Below are 21,649 nucleotides of genomic sequence, written 5' to 3' on the forward strand. Positions count from 1 at the left end.
CGAGCTATATGTTATTAGTGAGTCAGGTACAAAATTCTTGAAAGGCGCATTCTAAAAGGATGCGCCTTTTTTATGTGTTAAAGATATTGCCAGGGGTTTAGAGGCATAATGCTACAGTCCATTCGTGATAACTCTCAGGGAATCATTGCCAAGATTATTGTTGGCTTGATTGCAGTTACTTTTGCATTATTTGGTGTTGAATCGCTGGTTAGCTTAACTGCTGGCAGTAATGCTCCTGCGACAGTTAATGGTGAAGAGATCAGTCAGCAAGATCTCTATCAAGGTGTTCAATTGCAACGTCGTCAAATGTTGTCGCAGATGGGGGAGGATGCTGATCCTTCGCTACTGGATGATGGTTTGATCAGCAATATGGTTTTGGAAGGCCTGATTGAGCAATCTGTTTTAGTTCAATCTGCACAAAACCAAGGTCTGACATTCTCTGATGCAATGATTGATCAACTGATCCTGTCTACTAAAGAGTTTCAGCTAGACGGTAAGTTTGATCGTGCTCAATTTGAAGCGACATTACGTAACGCCGGTCTTACGCCGTTGATGTATCGTGATATCGTGCGTAAAGAGAAGGTGACTGAGCAAGAGCGTATTGCGTTCATGCTATCAGCATTTACTTTGCCAAATGAACTGAACTCTCTAAACGTTCTACAGAATCAAACTCGTGATCTTCGTTACTTCACTCTGCCTGCGGACAATGTGCGTGCTGAAATTACCGTTTCTGATGAGCAGATTTCCGAATATTATGCAGAGAACAGTTCTCAGTTTATGACTGAAGAGCAAGTAGCAATTGAATACCTTCTACTAGAAAGAAGTGCTTTAGAAGCAGGTATCGAAGTATCTGATGATGAAATTCAAGCAGCATACCAGCAGCTTGTTGATACTTTCCAAGCACAAGAACAGCGTCATTCTGCGCATATCTTTATCGAGATTTCTGAACAGCAAGACGATGCTGCTGCAAAAGCTAAGATTGTTGCAATTGCTGAGCGCTTAAAAGCAGGTGAAGCATTTGAAGATTTGGCCAAGTCAGAATCCCAAGACCCAGCATCTGCTGAGATGGGCGGTGATTTAGGCATTAATGAAAAAGGTGTCTTCTCAACTGATTTTGAAGATGCGTTGTATGCTCTAGAGAAAGGTTCTGTTTCAGAACCTGTTCGTTCAGAATTCGGTTATCACTTGATCAAACTAGTGGATCTTGTTGAGTCTGAAGTACCTGCTTTTGCACAGGCTGAAGCAGAACTTCGTTCTGATCTTCTAAATCAGAAAGCTGAAGAAGAGTATGTTGAACAGTTAGAGCGTTTAGCTGACGTTTCTTTCTCTTCTGGCGATCTGGTAGAACCATCTGAAGAGCTAGAACTGGAGATTCAGAAAACTGAGCTATTCGCGCGTTCTGGTAACGAAGATGCGATTACTTCCAACGCTAAGATTCTTGCTGTTGCTTTCGATCAGGAACTGATCAATGAAGGTTTGAACAGCACGCCAGTTGAATTGGATTCTGGTCGTTCTGTTGTTTTACGTGTAGTTGAACATCAACTACCTCGTGAAAAAGCACAAGACGAAGTAGCTGATCAGATCCGCGCTATTCTGGTTGAGCAGCAAGTTGTTGCAGCGATGACTGAAAAAGCGAATGCGATTGTTGCTCAGCTAGCTGAAGGAGCAGAGCTAGCGACTGTTGCAGAAGGTAATGAAGTAGTAGCACAGCCTGCAGTTAACCGTAGCCAGAGAGAGCTTCCACAAGAACTTCTGACCGCAGCATTCAAAATGGTAAAACCGCAAAGTGGTTCTACTTATGCTGCAGTTGATGCTGTGGATGGTAGCAAATTGATTATCGCGCTTGATGCAATCGGCCAACAAGATATTGAACTGCAAGAAGACGAAATTCGCTTCATGGGTATGATGCTAAATAACCGTCAAGGTCAGCAAGATTACCAAGATCACCTTACTCAGTTAAAAGCAAAAGCTGAAATAGAAAAGCTTTAAGCTAGTTTGATCTATTCTAAAACCACCTTCGGGTGGTTTTTTTATATTGGCTGTTTTAGCAGCTTTTTGGGGGGAATATGAAAAAATTACTGTTACTGATTAGTCATGGCCTAGTTGGCTTTGTAGGTTTTGCCTTAGGCGTATACTTGTTACCTATCTTAATTCAACCTCAGGGGCCTTCTGAGCAAGAGATCTCTTCGGCAGTGGCTCAGGCGCAGTTTGAAGGTCATTTTGTGAAAGAGTTAAAGGGCAGTGATTTTTTACATTGGGGAGAAGGCTCAGTGATGCTGGGTGGCGGTGTTGCGGCATTTAAAGGTAAATTGGCCCCTGGTCCAGATTATAAGCTTTACCTTTCTCCTGTGTTTGTCGATGACGAGATGAGCTTTCTTGAGAATAAACGAGATATGGTTCAGGTTGCTGAAATCAAAACATTTGATGGCTTTGTGGTTAACCTACCTGAGGGTGTAGATCCGGCTAAATATTCTACGGCTGTGATTTGGTGTGAAACCTTCTCTGAATTTATCAGTGCTGCTCGTTATAATTCTTTGTAAGAAAAAATACTGATTGTCAGCGTTAGCTGACAGTCGTATAGATTGTTTCGAGTTGCGGGTCATTCAATTGACTTGCAGGTGTAATTGTCTTTCGTTGCCAAGGTACAAAGCCAAAGTACCAGCAGCGCCAGAAGTTAACGCTAGCTTGTGGGTTTTCATCCAATAGTTCAGCTAGCGTTTGTACTTTGCCTAACTCTATCCCTAACGCCTCCTTAAAGGTTAGATAAACAAATTTCGAACAAAACTGTCGCTTGGAGTCGAATTTAAAGCCTAAGTGATAAAAGCGCCCCATACGTTTCTCAGCTGTTTGTTTTAATTTGCTTATATCTGTACCGGCTAAAGGCTGTTTAAGTCGTAATATGCTTACTTCATCGTTGGTTGTGCGCGATACAAAATCTTTTAGACTTGTACGTCTAACACAGGGAACAGCGCTTTCCAGAACAAACCATTCATCATTTTCTTTAACGACAAAGCCAACGTGCGAAGTCCAGCTGCCAGTGCCTTTTGCGACCTGGCGGTATAGAAAACTATTGATGGAGATAAAAATAATGTCTCCTTCTTGTACGCAGTTTTCTAGGTCATTGATTACGCTGTTGAACTTTGTCATTTTCATTACGGTTTCCTCAAAAGTTGATACGTAAAGTATGTGGGCTTTGAGGATGTATGGCTAAATATTCAAAAAAGGTATCGTATTTCAATACGTTTGGTTTGGTGGCTCTGTTTTAAGTGTAATAGGACAAAGCAAAATTTGGCTGATACACTAGCGTTTTTTTCTCAACGGCGGCTTTATGCGAATACTCCTTCTTTCAGCTTATGATGCGGATAGTCATGTTTATTGGCGTAAAGGGCTTGTTGAGCACTTGAATGAACACGAATGGACCGTTTTGTCTTTGCCGGGACGCTATTTCAGTTGGCGTATGAGAGGGAACAGTCTTAGTTGGGCGTTTAATGAAAGGGAAATATTAAGCCAGCCTTATGATCTGGTCGTGGCGACCTCTATGACAGACCTGTCTGCCTTGCGGGGTTTTGTACCATCTTTAGCCCAAATTCCTACACTGGTTTACTTTCATGAAAATCAATTCGCTTATCCTGAATCTGGTAAAGCATTTAAAACCGTTGAGCCATGCATTCTGAACCTTTATACCGCGCTGGCTGCGGATTATTGTTTATTTAACAGTGAATATAATCGACAGACGCTTTTGGATGGCGCGAAAGCTCTCTTAAAAAAGATGCCCGATCAAGTGCCACTAAATCTGATCGAGCGTATTAGAGATAATTCAGCGGTGCTGTCTGTTCCTATCAAGCCTGATAGCTACCAAATACATTCTCCTGTATCTGATGAATTTCATATCGTTTGGAATCACCGTTGGGAATACGACAAAAATCCTCAACTTCTGCTAAATGCCGTTGAACAGCTGATACAGAAACGTAAGAATTTTAAGCTCCATGTGGTCGGGCAACAGTTTAGAAAAGTACCTGAGCAATTTGAACAACTCCGTGTGTTACTCGGTGATTACGCTGGCGAGTGGGGGTATCTTTCGTCGCGTGAGGAGTATCTGGCCCTACTGCGTAAAGCGGATGTTGTGCTTTCAACGGCTGTACATGATTACCAAGGGATAGCTGTTTTAGAAGGCGTAGCGTCTGGCGCAGAGCCTTTAGTTCCTGATCGATTGGCGTATAGGGAGCTGTTCCCAGAAGCATGTCGTTATAAAGAAGAGAGCGAAGCTGAGGTCTTAGCTGAGCGATTAGATCAGTTAGCAGCGAGAAAGTACGCAGGTGAGTGGGGGGAGCAAGTGAATGTTGATCGGTTTAAATGGGCGACACTGGCAGACCAGTATCGCCGTCACTTTGATCGTTTAGCCTGTAAAGAAGGTTAAAGGCGACGTACCTTAAACTTGCGGCCTTTAATTTTTCCTTGGCTCAAGCGCTCGGCTGCCTTTCGTGCAACTTTGCGCTCAACGGCAACGTAAGCAGCAAAATCATACACATTGATCTTGCCTACTTGGTTGCCTTGTATTCCAGCATCGCCTGTTAACGCACCTAAGATATCGCCAGGGCGAACTTTGTTTTTCTTACCGCCAGCAATCGCAAGCGTAGCCATTGGAGGGTTATTAGGCTGATAGTTCGGATCCGCGTCTGGTAGTTCAGTAACGGGGAACTCTGTATCCAAATACTTTTCAATGGAAGCCACTTTGTAAGCTTCTGATGGCTGATAAAGGTTTAGTGCCATGCCTTGCTTACCTGCACGGCCTGTACGACCGATACGGTGAGTATGAATTTCAGCGTCGCGAGTGAGATCGTAGTTGATGACACAAGGGAGGTCATTAATATCTAGTCCACGCGCTGCTACATCAGTCGCGATAAGGATAGAACAGCTGCGGTTGGCGAATTGCACTAGTATCTGATCACGATCACGTTGCTCTAGATCGCCGTGGATCGCTTTTGCGCTATAGCCTAAGGATTTAAGGTGCTGCTGAACATCATTGCAGGTTTGCTTCATGTTACAGAAGATCACTGCAAACTCTGGTTTGAACTGAGCTAAAATCGCGCTCAAATTCTCAAGCTTATTTTCTTTTTCGATCTCAAAGAAATGTTGCTCAATCTGGGATTGTTGGTGAGTGGATTCTACCTCAACCGTTATTGGCTGATTGAGAATGTCTGCGCTCAGGCTCGCAATGGTCTTTGGGTAAGTAGCAGAAAAAAGCAGTGTTTGGCGTTTCTTTGGGGTCTGCCCGATGATGTCACGAATGTCATCAGCAAAACCCATATCAAGCATGCGATCCGCTTCATCAAGCACTACGGTGGTTGCTTTATCTAAGCGTAGAGTCTTCTTACGTAGATGGTCTTTAATACGACCTGGTGTACCGACCACAATATGTGCGCCATGCTCCAAAGAGCCAATCTGAGGCCCAATTGATTGACCGCCGCAGAGAGTCAGAATTTTTACGTTTTCAGTAAAGCGTGCAAGTTTTCTTAACTCATTAGCGACTTGTGTCGCTAATTCACGAGTGGGGCAAAGTACTAGGGCCTGGGTGGCAAAGCTACGAAGATTTAAATTCAGTAGTGTGCCTATACCAAATGCGGCTGTTTTGCCGCTGCCTGTTTTTGCTTTCGCAATGAGGTCATTACCTCGCAAAACCTCGGGCAGGGCTTTCTCTTGGATAGCCGTCATCTGCTTATAGCCTAGATGGTCTAAGTTCTTTAGCATCGGTTTTGGAAGATTGAGATTTGAGAAGCAGGTATCAGACACAGGGCACTCGGTAACAGTAAGTTGGTTAGGTTTTGTTGCAAAGCGGCATTATAGAGCAAACCGCTTTGGGAAAATATGAATACCCTGAAGAATCACTCGCTAATCAAAGCGCGTTAACAATTGTTGATCTTTCTCAAGATGTTGGCAGGCTCTTTGGGTATACTTCGGGACAGTCAAAAATAAGTAAGTTGGTTGGGAATTATGAATACGCGTTACGATGTCGTCATTGTCGGTGGTGGTATGGTGGGTGCAACGATCGCTTGTGCTCTTGGGGATAGCCCGTTATCAGTTGCTGTCTTGGAAAGCCGATATCCTGCGGAATATGAATCTTCTCAACCAAATGACTTACGTGTTTCTGCTATCAGTGTTGCATCTGAGAATATTCTTCAGCGAGTAGGTGCATGGGAAGGGATTCTATCTCGCCGTAGTTGCCCTTACCGACGCATGAAGGTTTGGGAAGCAAGCGAAGAAAAGGCATCAACCGAATTTGTTTCCGATAATATTGGCCGTGACCACCTTGGACATATTGTCGAAAATCGTGTGATTCAGCTAGCACTCTTAGAGCGTCTGCAGGCATTTGAAAATGTTGATTTGATCTGTCCTGCTGAAGTTGAGGCTATCGATTATTCCCCTGGTAGCAGTATCGTTAGATTGAAAGATGATCGCGAAATAATTGGGCGCCTACTGATCGCTGCGGATGGTGGTGAGTCTCGTGTTCGTCAAGCAGCAGGTATTGGTGTAACTCGTTGGGATTACGAGCAGCATGCACTGGTTGCTTCTGTGACGACTAAATTTGCTCAAGAAGATATCACTTGGCAGCAGTTTACACCGACAGGTCCGCTTGCCTTTCTACCTCTTTCAGGCAATAACGCTTCTCTAGTTTGGTATAACACACCGGATAACGTAAAGCGTCTCTTGGCTCAGGATGATGAAAGCTTTGTGCAAGAGCTTAAATCTACCTTCCCTGATGCGTTGGGCGAAATTGATCAGTTACTTAGCCGAGGAGCTTTCCCGCTTCGTCGCCAACATGCGCAGGAATATGTCTTAGAAGGTCTAGCTTTAGCAGGTGACGCTGCACATATGATTCATCCTCTAGCTGGACAGGGTGTGAATATAGGCCTGCTTGATGCAGCTGCTCTCTCTGAAGTGATTTTAGCGGCTGCTAATACAGGTGAAGATATTACTGAATTGGCGTTGCTGAAGGAGTATGAAAAGCAGCGCCGTAAGCATAATTTATTGATGATGCAGACAATGGATGCGTTCTACCGAGTATTTAGTAATCAGAACGGTCCACTAAAAGTTTTGCGCAATATTGGTTTGGGTTTGGCAGGTCGTGTAACGCCAGCTAAAAACAAAGTTATGCAGTTCGCGATGGGCTTGGAAGGGCCTTTGCCTGAAATGGCCAAAGAGCAATAATCAAAGGCTCAAATAAAAAAAAGCCGGTCTGGGAGACCGGCAAAGAAATACGGCTGATTAAACCAGCCAGAGTAGAGAAGTGGGGTCGTTACGTGACCCCCAACGATGAATTACTCAGCAGTCGCTGCTTTTTTCGTAGGTGCTTTCTTTGCAGGAGCTTTTTTCGCAGGTGCTTTCTTAGCTGGAGCCGCTGCTTGTTCAGCTGCTTCAGTTTTAGTTGCGTTAGCTACTACAGCAGAAGTTGCTTCAGCTGCTTCAGTTAGAAACTTGTTGAAATCAGATACGTAAGGCATCTCACGAATTTCGCTAAGGCTCTTTTCTACGATCTCAGAGATCTCTTCTTTTGCAGAGTTTAGAGCAGCTAGCTCTTTTTCTGCAGTCGCAGTAGTTTTGGTTTCTAGAGCTTTGAAAAACTCAACTTGCAGTTCAATAGCTTCTTTAGGCTCTTTTACTTCAGATAGAGCTTTAAGCTGAGCTACGCTTGAATCTACGAAATCAGTTACATATTCAGACTGCAAAGAGAACAGAGTTTCTAGTGCTTTTTTGTTCACTTCAGCAACGTCGATTGCTGGTTGCATTTTTTCCTGAACATCTTTCATTAGATCATCGTACATTTTCCATTCCTCTGAGAATCTTTAATAAAGTGTTTTTGTGCGTTGCAGCATTTGAGATAAATATAGTGGTTAATAAATAACCTGTCAAATATTTTTTTGTGCATTGCACAAAAATATTTATATGGATTGGTTTGGGTAATTAAATGACTATATAACAATGAGTTAGAGTGGTTACTATAAAAGAGTTAAGTTCTACTCAAATCAGCTTTTTGAGCTGTTTTTGCAGAAAGTTAAAAATTCTTGAAGCCGAATTGCGCCCGCTTTGTGCCTATATTGGCCGATAGGTTGTTCATATAACCAAATAGCTATTACAATCAGGTGATACTCTATAGCTCAAAAAAAGGGCTTATATGGGAGGGGTTGGCTATAGCGGGATTGGCTATCTGCTTGAAAGCTTTCTTCACCTCAATACCTCGGGACAGCTAACTAACTTTTGGCTTTGGTAGAGTCCCTTTAGTAACAGGATCAAGTATTTTCATGACGCAATCGAATACAGTCGTAGAATCACACTCATCTTTTGAATTTGTTAGATCAGAAAAGATTGAGTCTTTAGGAATTGATGTAACGGAATACGAGCATAAAAAGACTGGCCTTTCCCATTTCCATATAGCGGCTGATCATACTGAGAATGTTTTTCTTGTCGGTCTAAGGACTGTTCCGGAAGACTCAAAAGGCGTTGCGCATATACTGGAGCACACAGCGTTGTGTGGTAGTGAACGTTTCCCGGTACGCGATCCATTCTTTATGATGACGCGTCGTTCTCTAAACACATTTATGAACGCGATGACGAGCAGTGACTGGACCTCTTATCCATTTGCTAGTCAAAACCGTAAAGACTTCTTTAATCTATTGGATGTTTACCTAGATGCTGTTTTCTTCAGTCGTTTAGATCCATTAGATTTTGAACAAGAAGGGCATCGTATAGAGTTTACTGAAACCGATGATGCTGAATCCGATTTGGAATATAAAGGCGTTGTATACAACGAGATGAAAGGCGCGATGAGTTCGCCGGTTTCTCGTTTGTGGCAGTCAGTGACGAAATACCTATTTCCTACAACGACCTATCATCACAATAGTGGCGGTGAGCCAGAGAGCATTCCTGACCTAAGTTATGATGAGCTGATTGAATTTTATAAAACCCATTACCACCCAAGTAATGCGGTCATTATGACTTTTGGTGATATTCCTGCTGCTGAGCTTCAGGGCTTCTTTGAAGAGAAGGCTTTAAGCCGTTTTGAAAAGCTTGGCACTTCTATTGAAATTAATGATGAGAAACGTTACCACTCACCACTACGTGTAGAAGAGGGGTACGATCTTGATCAAGAGGATCTAAGTGGTAAAACACATCATGTTTTAGCTTGGCTTCTTGGTCATTCCAACGATTTAGAAGCACAACTTAAAGCGCATCTGATGTCACGTGTGCTACTAGATAATAGTGCATCTCCACTTCGTTATGCGCTTGAGTCAACGGACTTAGGTAGCGCGCCTTCACCTTTATGTGGTTTAGAAGATTCTAACCGTGAAATGAGCTTCATGTGCGGTATCGAGGGCAGTGAGCCTGAGTCTGCTGCAGAGTTCGAAAAATTGGTATTGGATACCATGCAGAAGGTGGCTGAAGAAGGTGTTCCTCAAGCCATGCTGGAAGCCCAGTTGCATCAGTTAGAGCTGCAGCAACGTGAGATTAATGGTGATGGCTATCCTTATGGTCTGAGTTTGATCATGTCTTCGCTCGGAGCAGCTGTAAACAAAGGCGATCCAATCGCTATTCTGAACCTTGATCCGGTGCTCGAAAAACTGCGTGAAGCGATCAAGCAGCCAGACTTTGTGCAGTCCATGGTTAAAGAACTATTGGATAACCCGCACCGCGTTCGTTTGACTTTACGCCCAGACAACAAACTTGCAGCTAGTCGTGATGCTGCAGAGAAAGCGCAGTTGGCTCAAATTAAAGCGGGTTTATCGGATGACGATAAACAACAGCTAATTGATCGTGCTGCTGAACTAGCGGAGCGACAAGAACAGGTCGATGATGAGTCGATTCTACCTAAAGTGACATTGACCGATGTACCAGATGAGATGTCTGTACCTGAAGATGTGGCGGTTGAGTCAACTCTGCCTTTGACGCGTTATGATCGTGGCACCAACGGTATTGTTTATCAGCAGGTGATTATGCAGCTTCCGCAGTTAACGGAAGATGAGCAGCACATACTGCCTCTATACAGCTATCTTCTTACTGAATTGGGCTGCGGTGATCGTACTTATCAAGAGAATCAGCAGTATCAAACAGAAGTGACCGGTGGAATTCATAGTTTTGCTTCAGTAAGGGGTGCACCTGATAATGAGCAGGATGTAAAAGGTTACTTCACATTAACTGGCAAAGCCTTAGTGTCTAAACATGAGGCGTTGTTGGATCTGTTAAAAGAGACGCTGCAATTTGCACGCTTTGATGAATTGCCTCGTATTCGTGAAGTGGTATCACAACAACGTACTCGTAAAGAGCAAAGTATTACCGGTCAGGGCCATGCATTCGCAATGATGGCTGCAGCAGCGAAGATGAGTCCAGCTGCAGCACTATCTCATGCAACAAAAGGTCTTGAGTCTATCTGCTATTACAAGCAGCTGGATGATCAGCTAGAGAATGAAGATGCTCTTCAACAGCTTTCACAACGTCTCCAAGAGTTGCATAGCAAGATCCAACTTGCCCCACGCCAATACCTTGTAGTGGCTGAAGACGAGTATCAGGCTAGTGTTCAGAGCTACTTAGAGTCTATCTGGGCAGATGTGCCGAGTGAAACCTCTGCAGGCTTCTTACTGCCAGAATTACGTAGCAAGGTGAAACAAGCTTGGGTTACCAGTACACAGGTAAGCTTCTGTGCTAAAGCATTCCCTACCGTGGCGGTAGATCATCCTGATTCGGCGCCACTTACAATTCTGGGGGATTTCTTGCGTAATGGCTATTTGCACCGCGTTATACGAGAGAAAGGTGGTGCGTACGGTTCTGGTGCTGGTCAGGATTCTGGTGATGCAGCTTTCCGTTTCTTCTCCTACCGTGATCCTCGTTTATCTGAAACCTTGGATGACTTTGATGGTGCGGTGAAATGGCTTCTGGAGACTGATCATGATGCTCAGAAACTAGAAGAAGCCATTCTGGGTGTTGTCAGCTCGATTGATAAGCCAGGATCACCGGCTGGTGAAGCTAAGCAAGCATTCCACAGCGCTTTGTTTGGACGTACTCCTGAGCAGCGTAAAGCGTTTCGTGCGCGTATCTTGAATGTGACATTGGATGATCTAAAACGCGTTGCCAAAATTTATCTTTTGGATAAAGAGGGCAGTGTGGCTGTGATCACCAGTAAAGAGCAGGCAGACAGTCTTTCCAGCGACTTTGAAGTAATTGAAGTCTAATTAAGGTAAAATTCGGCTAGCGATCAAGGGGGACTTTGATTGCTAGTCATTTATTCCTTAATAACCCTCAAGCCTCTATGCCCACACAAGCGCTTTATCAAGGTGCGCTGTTTATCATTCTGTCAGAACTGTTTTTGGTCTGTTCTGGCATGGTCGTAAAGCAGATCACTCATCAGCTACCCACTGAGATTATCGTATTTGCCCGTAACCTCTTTGCGTTAATTCTATTGATGCCTTGGTTATTGCGAAACGGGATCACCTCGATCAAAACGGACTCTCTTCGGTTTCATATTGCCCGCGCAGCGGTCGGTGTGACGGCCATGATGTGTCTCTACTATTCATGGGGGCACTTACCTTTAGCAGAGGCGGCTCTGATTAAACAAACGGCTCCGTTCTTTATCCCGTTGTTCGCCTTGTGGTGGTTGGGTGAAAAGATTTCAGGAATGGTGAAGTTGGCAATATGTGTTGGCTTCTTTGGCGTTTTTCTAGTGTTGAATCCCGGTCAGGGAACACTCAATGTTGCCGTTTTGATTGCACTTTTTGGTGCAATGTTGGGGGCGTTAGCAAAAGTTATTATCCGTAGGATGAGCGATACAGAACCAGCTAGCCGTATCGTGTTCTACTTTGCTTTGTTTAGTACCGTCTTAGCTTTACCGCCAGCCTTACTCAATTGGGTTACGCCAAATTTGGTCGAGCTGGGCTGGTTATTGCTGATGGCTATTACCTCAACTGTTGCTCAGCTGTTATTGAGTAAAGGCTATGGTCTTGCACCAGCAGGGCAGCTAGGGCCTTATACATACGCTTCCGTGGTTTTTGCTGCGCTGTTTGGCTGGCTATTATGGGATGAAGTATTAGGCGTCTACAGCTTAATAGGCTTGTGCTTAATTTTCTCCGCTGGCTTGTTATCACTTTCTTCCCGTAAAACAGTCAAATCCTAGTAACAACTGTTTGGTGTTTGAACAGTTTTACCTGCTGGCTATCAATTTTTCTTCATCTAGTGAAAAAAGTGCTTGTAATCCATTCTCAGAGTGGTACTACTGTAAGTGTACAAGGGCGCACAAAAATATTAATTCACAGCGCTCTCACGGCAACAAGGCATTAAGGATTTGCACATGAATATCAAAATTACTCACCGCAATGCTAAAGTTTCTGACAGTGTAAAAGAGAAAGTAGAGGAATGGCTGAACAGCAGCCAAGAACGTTACGAAGTTATTACTAGTGCTCACGTTATTATTGAAAAAAATGATCGTGAGGACGTTGCTGAAGCAACAATTCACGTAGCAGGTAAAGATATATTTGCGAAAGCATCCGCTGATAACTTGTATGCTGCTCTGGATGCGATGGCTGATAAAATTGATCGTCAGCTCGATAAAATTCATCAGAAAAACGTGAATAAAAAAGGAAATCAGAGACCCGCCGCAACAGTTGAAATGGCAGCGGATGAGGAACTCAGCTTAGCCTGATATAAGATTTAAAGTTTCTAAAGCCCAGCTATATGCTGGGCTTTTTTATTTCTAGAGCAAAATTTTATATGCATCAGGCTTGCATCTATACCGTGATTAGATGGATAATGATAACTGTTATCATTAGCGTGTAGGTATTGGAGTAGGTAGTGAAGGCAGCGTTATTTTACGGCACCACAACAGGTAATACTGGCGATATTGCAGATAAGATAAAAGGTAGTTGGGATGCCGGCGAACTAGAGTTATTTGATGTCGCAGATAGTTCACTCTCTGCAGCAAAAGACTTTGATATTCTTATTTTTGCTATACCTACTTGGGATTATGGTGAAGTTCAGGAAGATTGGCTGGAAGTATGGGATGAAGTGGACCAATTGGATTTCAGTGGTAAACAGGCTGCCTTTATCGGTCTTGGTGATCAGTTTGGCTATCCTGAATGGTTTGTCGATGCAATGGGTATGCTACATGATAAAATCGTAGCTAAAGGCGCTGAGATCGTTGGCCACTGGTCTGTAGAGGGTTATGAATTTGAAGAATCTAAAGCATTAACAGACGACAAAAAACATTTTATAGGTTTGGCTTTAGATGAAGATTGGCAGCGTGATCAAACGGATGAACGTATCTCCGATTGGTTAGACCAAGTTAAATTAGAGCTAGGCGTTTTCTAATCTATTAAGCGACCTGAGTACTAAGAGCCCTGTTTTACAGGGCTTTTTTGTGTCTGTCGTTCTCTGGCCTATGCTGTAGTAAAGCTACTTTCTATAAGGTAGTAAGAAACTAGGTCAGATAGGGATAGCTATGCCCGCCAGCAAACTCCGCTCGGAAATTAAAGCGATCTCAGTGCTGAGTATCTTATTCTGCTTGTTTGCTGCCTTTAATTTCCACTCACCACTGCTTCCACAATTAGAAAATTACTGGCTCGATTTAACGCTTCAACAGCGTGCAGAGAAAAGAGTAGCTAGTGAGCAAATAGTAGTCATCGATATAGATGATGCGAGCCTGAATAATCTTGCGCCTATTGCGGGTGGTTGGCCTTGGCCAAGGGCAGTACATGCCGAGCTGGTGGAGTTGTTACAGTTACAGAAACCTGCAGCAGTGGTGTTTGATGTGCTATTTGCTGATAGAGATATTTTTAACCCGGAAAGTGATGAGTATTTTAGTGAAGTATTGGCTGCATCGAATAATGTCTATCTACCGTTCTTACATCTTCAAACCTATTCTGATCATCTGTTTCCGCGTTTAGACCAATACCCAGAAACCGTACCCATTCAAAAGCCAGATAAAGTTTCGTCTATTCCTCATGCAAGTTTGGTCTTACCTAATGCGGTTGACGCGAGTGTTTGGCGTTTAGGCAGTATTAATTTCCATCCGGATGATGATGGTGTCGGGCGAAAGTACGCTGCAATACATCCAATATCTGATTGGGGAATTATGACGATGCCTGCGCGAATCGCTGTTGACCTGAATGGTTATGAAATAAAAGAGCGGTCAATTTGGATCGATTGGTATCAAGGCAAAGGAGAGCCATATCCGAGGCTTTCTTATAGCGATGTATACACCCAGTTGAGTCAAGCAGATGATTTTAGACAGGCAAACTATTTTAAGGACAAAATCATTGTTATTGGCTCTACTGCTGCGGGTTTACATGATATCCAAGTCACACCCATTACTAGTACTTACCCCGGTGTTTTTATTTTAGCTACGGCTATTAATAACTTTATGGATCAGAGCTTTCTGCGACCAGTAGGCACTTTGCTGGCCTTGGTGATTGTGGGCATCAGCTTTGGTGTTTTAGTGCTGTTGCTGGTTCATGTGGGAAATTTCTATTACGCACTCATCGGAATAGGCGTTTTAATCGGAGTAAACGTGCTGTTCAGTTATCTTCTGTTAATCATGGAAGGGATGATGTTTCCTGTTATGACTTGGCTGGTGGCATATGTTCTGGTTGCAGTTTCCTTTTATGCATTCCGCTTATTACAGCAGCAGAGAGAGATGAAAAAAACGGTCGATATTTTTGGCCGTTTTTTGGACCCAAAAGTAGTTAAGATTTTGCTTGAGCAAGGAATCACCGATCAAGCTTTGGCAGGAAAAAGTACACGCGTGACTATCTTGTTTACCGATATTCGTGAGTTTACTCATCTTTCTGAAGATCGCAGTGCAACCGAAATTGTAGAACTTCTAAATCATTACTTTTCTCGCCAGGTAGAAGTTATTTTTCAGCATAAAGGTACGCTCGATAAGTTTATCGGTGATGCCATTATGGCGTTTTGGGGTGAGCCTATTGAAAATCCCGGTCAAGAGATTGCTGCTGTGAATGCGGCTTTGGATATGGTGGATCAAATGGTCAGCTTTAGACGGGAGTTTGGTTTATTTGATTTCGATATAGGTATTGGTCTCCATACCGGAGACGTGGTTGTTGGGGCAATAGGTACCCAAAGTCGCTACGATTACACTGCCATTGGTGATGCTGTAAACGTAGCCAGTCGCATCGAAGGACTGACCAAAGAAACAGGTCGAAGGATTTTGGTTTCTGAAGAAACTCGACAGGCATGTGGGGATGCTTTTGACTTCGAGCTGATTGGTGACTATAAGGTTAAAGGCCGGGAAAAATTGGTAACCGTCTATCAGCCAAGGAGGTTGAGTGATGAACCTTAAATTACTAATTATCGGTCTTCCATTTATGTGCTCTACTTGGGCGACTGCTCAAACTGCTTATACAGTCAGAGATATCTCTGTCTACCAAACACCCTCGATTTCTAGCACTGTCGTTACGAAACTCTCTGAAAAATCCTCTGTAAATATTCTGCGACGAAGCGGTGGTTGGTATGAAGTACGCACAGACAATGCGCACTCCGGTTGGGTGAAAATGATCAACCTTCGTTACGTTAGTAAGCCCAGCACACAACAAGTTGCTGGCAATATGCAGTATCGCTCAAAAACAACCCTGACTACGGGTGTTAGGGGGCTGGATGAAGGCGGGATTATATCGAGTGGAACAGGTGTCTCCCTTAGCAAAGTAAAAGGCTATAAAGTCAGTGCAGATGCCGCTGCTAAGTTTGCACGGGCAGGGGGATTGAAAGCACGAAGCATGAATTATGTGGAGTAGCTTATGTGTACGTTCAAAGAAAACGTTATAAAAGGGCTCATTACCAGTTTTCTATTGCTGGGTTTATACGGCTGTCAGGTCAATAACATCAATCTGACCCCATTAATGGAAGCAGGAAAAAAATCGACCGATCTATTTGAGAAAAGCTTGGCTGAAGAGGTTGAGATAGGTGAGGAAGTGAGTGCCGTTCTGCTTCAAAAAGCCTCTATTTATAATGTGCGAGATGTTCAAAATTATGTGAACTCAGTGGGAATGTGGCTCGCACAACAAACTGAACGAACTGATATCCCTTGGACCTTCTCGGTGATACGAGATGATAGCTTTAATGCTTTCGCCACACCCGGTGGATTTATCTATATCACAACGGGGACTTTAGAGCAGTTGGAGAGCGAAGCTGAGCTTGCAGGTGTGCTAGCTCATGAAATTGCACATGTGGTTCAAAAGCACCACCTCCGAGCTATTCAGAAGGAAGCAAAAATCGGTATTGCAGCAGATCTTGCTCGGTTCTTACGTGACAGTCAAAGCGATTCAGATAGCAGTGGAACTACGGTATTTGGTGACCACTCAGTTGAAAATAAACTGCTGAATATCATTCAGGATGTTTACAGTGATGGTTTGGCTCGAAGCGATGAATTAGAAGCGGATAAGATGGGCATGGTGATCTCTGCCAGAGCTGGCTACGATCCAATGGCTTATATCGCGGTATTGCAAAAGATAGATGCTCAACAGGATGATAGTTCCTTTTGGCAGGCATTTAGTAAGCGTCACCCAAGCGCTGAAGACCGTTTGTCAGAACTACACAAGTTAGCGGATAAGATGACTTATATAGAAGGTAAAGAACTTAATAATCGTTATTCCAAAATGATAAAGTAGATGTACATGGAATATCGGAATATATGTAATGGATTTTTCCAATAAAGAGTCTTTTCAAATCAGTGTGGCCGGGCCTGATCGCGTAGATGTTGTGCTTAAACAGTGGCAGCAACTTACATCGTATCTGCCTATTCACCATGCAAAGCCTTTTGGTTTGCCTATTCCTGAACATCTTGAAAATCAGCTTTATCATACCCTTGAACAATGTATTGAAAGAGATGATGCAATGATATTTATAGCTGAGGGGGATAAGATTTGTGGGACGATTGCCGTCATTCTGAATCAGCAAACAGGTTATACTCAGCCTAATAGTAGTGTTTTGTTTAATTTATGGGTAGAACCTGATCTGCGTAGAAAAGGGATAGGGCAAGCATTGGTCGCGGAAGCTAAACAGTGGCTTAAAGCTCAAGGGGTGACCTCTGTTCAGGCTGGATGGCACCCAGGAAATACAGAGGCTGATGATTTTTGGTTGAAACAAGGCTTTTCACCTTACGAAACAATTGGCTCTGCATTTTTATAGCTAAGCAATCATTGTTAATTAACCTTCTTCTGCACATATCTATTCTTAAGGATTTCAATGAGCAAAGCACAGCAAAAATGGGATCAGCGATACTTGGCAAAAAGCCAAGGTCTAGCATCTGAAGCTGTTGCACCAGAATATCTAAAACGTCAGTGGCGTTTTTTAAAAACAGGTCGTGTATTAGATTTGGCAGCAGGAGATGGGGCGGCCTCTATCTTTTTGGCGAAACAAGGCTTTAGTACGGTAGCGACAGATATCTCTCAAGTAGGTTTGGATCGTTTGTCTGAGGCAATGACTAAGTTGGGCTTGGAAGTGGAAACACATCAGATGGATCTAGAGGAGGAATCGGTTGATTTGTCAGATCTGGGATTGTTCGATTCGATAGTTGTCTCCAGATATAAACCTGCTGATGGATTCTGGGAAAAACTGTTAAGTCTATTGAAGCCAGAAGGTACTTTATTAATGACTACGTTCAATCTGCTCCAGCATGAACGTACCGGTTTTTCGAAGCGATTTTGCTTAAGAGAAAATGAACTTTTAGGTCATTGTGCCGAATTGACTTTAGTGGATTTTGAATCGGACCGAAATGAGTCGGGAATGGACTCATATATTTTTAGGAAAGATGTGAACAAATAGATCGTAATTAAACCTTATTAGCTTTGTGTATATACATTGTGATGCAACGGATTTACAAGGCATATTCGCAGTACATCATTTGTCTGCCTTGTATCAAATATTTCAGTTTTTTTACTGAAAAATGACGGTTTTGTAACAAAACTGTAATTACTCTACGCAATAATTCCGTCATAATTCGCGCGCCTGAACACAGGTGTGTTCAATTTATTTTTTGACTTTTAAGGTGCGTTGTATGGTAGCAACCAGTACCCCATTCTTGCAGATGTTTGCGCGTTCACCGTTCAAACCAATGCAGGATCACATTGCAAAAGCGCAAGAGTGTGCTGTTGAGCTTATTCCATTTTTTGATGCGGTGATCGCAGATGATTGGAATGAGGCTGATAAAGTACAAGCACGTATCGCCGTTCTAGAAGGCGAAGCGGATGCAATGAAGAAAGAGATTCGTCAGAATCTGCCTAAAAGTATTTTCCTTCCAGTTCCTCGTACAGATCTTCTCGAAGTTGTACGTATGCAAGACAAAATTGCTAATCGTGCGAAAGATATCGCAGGCATTATGCTTGGCCGTCAAATGAAAGTGCCAGCAGAGATGCAACAAGATATGAAAGACTACGTTCGCGTCGCTTTGCAAACTTCTGAGCAAGCATTGACTGCACTTAAAGAACTGGACGAATTGGTAAACAGCGGTTTTGGTGGCCATGAGATCGACGTCATCGAAAAAATGCTAGAAAAATTGGATGCCCTAGAGCACAACACGGATGAACACGAACGTGCTATTCGCCTGAAACTGTTTAGCATCGAGAAAGAGTTACCACCGGTAGATGTTATGTTCCTCTATCAGGTTATTAGTTCAATCGGTGACCTGGCAGATCGCGCACAACAGGTTGGTAGTCGTTTACAGCTATTAGTTGCTCGTTAATTCATTCGGTAAGTAAAGATGGAAATCATTTCTCAATACGGCCATATCCTTGTAATTATGGCATGTGTGTTTGGCTTCTTTATGGCTTGGGGTGTTGGTGCAAACGATGTTGCCAATGCCATGGGTACTTCGGTTGGTTCAAAGGCATTGACTTTGAAGCAAGCGATTATGATCGCAATTATTTTTGAATTTCTTGGGGCTTATCTTGCGGGTGGTGTGGTAACAGCAACAATTCGTAAGGGTATTATAGACCCGGCGATCTTGTCTGGAACGCCTGATTTGCTCGTGTTTGGTATGTTATCTGCGCTATTAGCTGCGGGTATCTGGTTGTTAATTGCTACTCACTTTGGCTGGCCTGTATCTACTACACACTCTATCGTAGGTGCGATTGTTGGCTTCGCAGCAGTTGGTATCTCTGTTGATGCGGTTAACTGGGGTAAAGTATCTAAGATCGTAGCAAGTTGGGTTGTATCGCCGGTTACGGCCGGGCTCATAGCTTTCTTCTTATTTAGAAGCGTACAAAAGTTGATACTCGATACTGATAATCCTTTTGCTAACGCTAAAAAATATATCCCAGGTTATATCTTCCTAGTAGGTTTCATGGTTTCCATGGTGACCTTCACTAAAGGTCTTAAACACGTTGGTTTAGATCTTAGCTGGGGTCAAAGCGCATTAGCATCAATTGGTATTGCTGTAATCATCATGTTGATCGGTATGAAGATGCAAAAACGCATCACACCTGATCCAGAAGCTGATCGCGAACATCACTTTACTAGTGTAGAGAAGCTATTTGGTATCTTGATGATGTTCACTGCCTGTGCAATGGCTTTTGCCCACGGTTCTAACGACGTTGCAAACGCGGTAGGCCCTCTAGCTGCTGTAGTAGGTGTTGTATCTGCTGGTGGTGAAGTGGCGCAGAAATCTGCAATGCCTGTATGGATCTTGCTACTTGGTGGTGGCGGTATCGTTGCTGGTCTTGTTATGTACGGCCACAAGGTAATCGCAACGGTAGGTAACAACATTACTGAACTTACACCAAGCCGTGGTTTCGCTGCGACACTAGCTGCTGCAACAACAGTTGTATTTGCATCGGGTACTGGTTTACCGATCTCTACTACTCACACATTGGTGGGAGCTGTATTGGGTGTAGGTCTTGCGCGAGGTATGGCTGCATTGAACCTGCGAATTGTAGGTACGATCTTCGTATCTTGGGTAGTGACTCTGCCTGCAGGTGCTGGCCTAGCAATTATGTTCTTCTTCATGTTTAAAGGTATGTTTACCTAAACGTAGAACAGCTTTAAGTAGAAAAGCCCTGTATTCGCGAGAATACGGGGCTTTTTTCTGTCTGAAGGCAATTAAATGATCACAAATCCATCATATTGATGTAAAATTTGGGCCCAATTTTTTTGCTTTGGGAGTAAATCCCTAAGCTAGAACCAGAAATATCCGGAAAGAAGATGCATACAGTTGAGAAGATCGGCGGCACTTCCATGAGCCGCTTTGAGGAATTGATGGACACCATTTTGGTGGGTAAGCGCACCACACCAGAGGAACTGTATAACCGAATTTTTGTTGTGTCAGCTTATGGCGGTATTACCAACTATCTTCTTGAGCACAAGAAAACCGGTGAGCCTGGTGTTTATGCACGTTTTGCAAACGCTGAAAGCGAGCAGGCGTGGATCGATGAGTTGAGTAAAGTTCAGGCGAAAATGGAAGAGATCAACGCTGAGCTTTTCGCTGATATGGAATTTGAGCGAAACGCTGCGGATGCTTTTGTAATCGAGCGTTTGAATGACGTTCGTGATTGCATGAAGAGCCTGCACCACCTTTGTACTTACGGTCACTTCCAGTTGGAAGAGCACCTGATGAAAGTACGTGAGATGCTAGCATCTATCGGTGAGGCGCATAGTGCATACAACTCTGTACTTGTTCTACGTAATGCAGGCATCAATGCTCGTTTTGTTGACCTGACTGGTTGGCACTTAGATCAGCCTCTACCGTTTGAAGAGATGGTTAAGACTCAGTTTGCCGATGTTCAGATCGACAAAGAGATGGTGATTGCTACGGGCTATACGCACTGTGAAGAAGGTCTGATGAAGACTTTTGACCGTGGTTACAGCGAGATGACTTTCAGCACGATTGCGACTGTAACAGGTGCTGATGAGGCGATTATCCATAAGGAATATCACCTAAGTTCTGCAGATCCGATGCTAGTCGGTACTGATAATGTAGTAACAATCGGTGCGACTAACTACGATGTGGCCGATCAGCTGTCTAACTTAGGTATGGAAGCTATTCATCCAAAAGCTGCGAAAGGTTTGCGTCGTAACGGTGTTAAATTGCGTATTAAGAACGCATTTGAGCCAGAGCACGAAGGCACGGTTATCTGTCAGGATTACCACAGCAACGCTCCTCGTGTGGAGATTATTGCTGGTCGTAATGATGTGTTTGGTATCGAAATCTTTGACCAAGAGATGCTAGGCGATGCGGCTTACGATATTGAGATCTCTAAGCTTCTAGCTCAGCTGAAACTTTACGTGATCAATAAAGACGCTGATGCGAACAGTATCACGTACTATGTTGGTGGCTCTCGTAAGATGGTTAACCGTGCAACACGCCTAATGGAAGAGATGTACCCAGAAGGCCAGATCCGTCTGCACAACCTTGCGATCGTTTCAGCTATTGGTTCACACATGAAGGTTAAAGGTATTCTTGCTCGTACAGTAAGTGCTTTGGCTGAAGCGGATATCAACGTAATGGCGCTTCACCAGTCTATCCGTCAGGTAGAGATGCAGTGTGTTGTCTCTGAAGATGACTACGAGAAGGCGATCATTGCATTGCATGCCGCTCTTATTGAGCAGAGCCCGCAGAACGTAAATACTGCGGCTTAATCGCAAACTTCTGTAAAGCCCGCGAAAG

General features: G+C 43.6%; 19 protein-coding genes. 16 read left to right on the forward strand and 3 right to left on the reverse strand.

Going from position 1 to position 21,649, the window contains the following annotated elements:
- Nucleotides 1–108: 108 nt before the first annotated feature.
- The gene (locus ACMXYR_RS06740; protein ID WP_415903410.1) at nt 109–1,989 is read left to right on the forward strand and encodes a SurA N-terminal domain-containing protein; all 1,881 of its coding nucleotides are present in this window, start codon (nt 109–111) and stop codon (nt 1,987–1,989) included.
- Between the two features lie 77 nt (nt 1,990–2,066).
- A complete protein-coding gene (locus ACMXYR_RS06745) occupies nt 2,067–2,540 on the forward strand; it encodes a DM13 domain-containing protein (RefSeq protein WP_415903411.1) in 474 nt (157 codons plus the stop codon).
- Between the two features lie 22 nt (nt 2,541–2,562).
- Here the strand turns inward: ACMXYR_RS06745 and ACMXYR_RS06750 are convergent, their stop codons facing one another.
- A complete protein-coding gene (locus ACMXYR_RS06750; protein WP_415903412.1) occupies nt 2,563–3,153 on the reverse strand; it encodes a YiiX/YebB-like N1pC/P60 family cysteine hydrolase in 591 nt (196 codons plus the stop codon).
- A gap of 175 nt (nt 3,154–3,328) precedes the next feature.
- On the opposite strand from ACMXYR_RS06750, the gene ACMXYR_RS06755 reads away from it, so the two are divergent.
- A complete protein-coding gene (locus ACMXYR_RS06755) occupies nt 3,329–4,417 on the forward strand; it encodes a DUF3524 domain-containing protein (protein WP_415903413.1) in 1,089 nt (362 codons plus the stop codon).
- Here ACMXYR_RS06755 and dbpA read toward each other — a convergent pair.
- The gene (dbpA, locus tag ACMXYR_RS06760; RefSeq protein WP_415903414.1) at nt 4,414–5,790 is read right to left on the reverse strand and encodes an ATP-dependent RNA helicase DbpA; all 1,377 of its coding nucleotides are present in this window, start codon (nt 5,788–5,790) and stop codon (nt 4,414–4,416) included. The two genes, ACMXYR_RS06755 and dbpA, sit on opposite strands and share 4 nt — an antisense overlap.
- A gap of 201 nt (nt 5,791–5,991) precedes the next feature.
- Here dbpA and ACMXYR_RS06765 point away from each other — a divergent pair, with 201 nt between their 5' ends.
- Nucleotides 5,992–7,206 (forward strand): UbiH/UbiF/VisC/COQ6 family ubiquinone biosynthesis hydroxylase, encoded by a 1,215-nt coding sequence (locus ACMXYR_RS06765; RefSeq protein ID WP_415903415.1) that lies wholly within the window; start codon nt 5,992–5,994, stop codon nt 7,204–7,206.
- Between the two features lie 110 nt (nt 7,207–7,316).
- On the opposite strand, the gene ACMXYR_RS06770 is transcribed toward ACMXYR_RS06765, so the two are convergent.
- Complete coding sequence (locus ACMXYR_RS06770) at nt 7,317–7,820, reverse strand: phasin family protein (RefSeq protein WP_415903416.1); 504 nt, start codon at nt 7,818–7,820, stop codon at nt 7,317–7,319.
- A gap of 477 nt (nt 7,821–8,297) precedes the next feature.
- Between ACMXYR_RS06770 and ACMXYR_RS06775 the strand changes: the two genes are divergently transcribed.
- The 12 genes from ACMXYR_RS06775 to ACMXYR_RS06830 all read left to right on the forward strand — a co-directional run bounded on the left by ACMXYR_RS06775 (nt 8,298) and on the right by ACMXYR_RS06830 (nt 21,621).
- Nucleotides 8,298–11,219, forward strand: a complete 2,922-nt coding sequence (locus tag ACMXYR_RS06775; RefSeq protein ID WP_415903417.1) for an insulinase family protein — start codon at nt 8,298–8,300, stop codon at nt 11,217–11,219.
- A 35-nt stretch (nt 11,220–11,254) separates the two neighbouring features.
- Nucleotides 11,255–12,157: a DMT family transporter gene (locus ACMXYR_RS06780; protein ID WP_415903418.1), complete on the forward strand. Its 903-nt coding sequence runs from the start codon at nt 11,255–11,257 to the stop codon at nt 12,155–12,157.
- A gap of 174 nt (nt 12,158–12,331) precedes the next feature.
- Nucleotides 12,332–12,682: a ribosome hibernation-promoting factor, HPF/YfiA family gene (gene hpf, locus ACMXYR_RS06785; RefSeq protein WP_415884297.1), complete on the forward strand. Its 351-nt coding sequence runs from the start codon at nt 12,332–12,334 to the stop codon at nt 12,680–12,682.
- 149 nt (nt 12,683–12,831) lie between these two features.
- Nucleotides 12,832–13,347 (forward strand): flavodoxin, encoded by a 516-nt coding sequence (locus ACMXYR_RS06790; RefSeq protein ID WP_415884992.1) that lies wholly within the window; start codon nt 12,832–12,834, stop codon nt 13,345–13,347.
- A 130-nt stretch (nt 13,348–13,477) separates the two neighbouring features.
- Complete coding sequence (locus ACMXYR_RS06795) at nt 13,478–15,334, forward strand: CHASE2 domain-containing protein (RefSeq protein ID WP_415903419.1); 1,857 nt, start codon at nt 13,478–13,480, stop codon at nt 15,332–15,334.
- Nucleotides 15,324–15,785, forward strand: coding sequence for an SH3 domain-containing protein (locus ACMXYR_RS06800; RefSeq protein WP_415903420.1), 462 nt, complete (start codon nt 15,324–15,326; stop codon nt 15,783–15,785). The genes ACMXYR_RS06795 and ACMXYR_RS06800 overlap by 11 nt, the downstream gene beginning before the upstream one ends.
- 3 nt (nt 15,786–15,788) lie before the next feature.
- Entirely contained in the window at nt 15,789–16,658 is an 870-nt protein-coding gene (locus ACMXYR_RS06805; protein WP_415903421.1) for a M48 family metalloprotease, read from the forward strand.
- Nucleotides 16,659–16,686: 28 nt separating this feature from the next.
- Nucleotides 16,687–17,178, forward strand: a complete 492-nt coding sequence (locus tag ACMXYR_RS06810) for a GNAT family N-acetyltransferase (RefSeq protein ID WP_415903422.1) — start codon at nt 16,687–16,689, stop codon at nt 17,176–17,178.
- A 57-nt stretch (nt 17,179–17,235) separates the two neighbouring features.
- Nucleotides 17,236–17,814, forward strand: a complete 579-nt coding sequence (locus ACMXYR_RS06815; RefSeq protein ID WP_415903423.1) for a class I SAM-dependent methyltransferase — start codon at nt 17,236–17,238, stop codon at nt 17,812–17,814.
- A gap of 232 nt (nt 17,815–18,046) precedes the next feature.
- The gene (locus tag ACMXYR_RS06820; protein ID WP_415884304.1) at nt 18,047–18,730 is read left to right on the forward strand and encodes a TIGR00153 family protein; all 684 of its coding nucleotides are present in this window, start codon (nt 18,047–18,049) and stop codon (nt 18,728–18,730) included.
- Between the two features lie 18 nt (nt 18,731–18,748).
- Complete coding sequence (locus ACMXYR_RS06825) at nt 18,749–20,014, forward strand: inorganic phosphate transporter (RefSeq protein ID WP_415903424.1); 1,266 nt, start codon at nt 18,749–18,751, stop codon at nt 20,012–20,014.
- Between the two features lie 173 nt (nt 20,015–20,187).
- Nucleotides 20,188–21,621 carry an aspartate kinase gene (locus ACMXYR_RS06830; RefSeq protein WP_415884306.1) on the forward strand — a complete coding sequence of 478 codons (1,434 nt, stop codon included), beginning with the start codon at nt 20,188–20,190 and terminating at the stop codon, nt 21,619–21,621.
- The last annotated feature ends 28 nt before the right edge of the window (nt 21,622–21,649 follow it).

Origin of the sequence: Neptuniibacter sp. QD29_5 (genome assembly GCF_047778125.1) — a bacterium.
Taxonomy (GTDB): domain Bacteria; phylum Pseudomonadota; class Gammaproteobacteria; order Pseudomonadales; family Balneatricaceae; genus Neptuniibacter.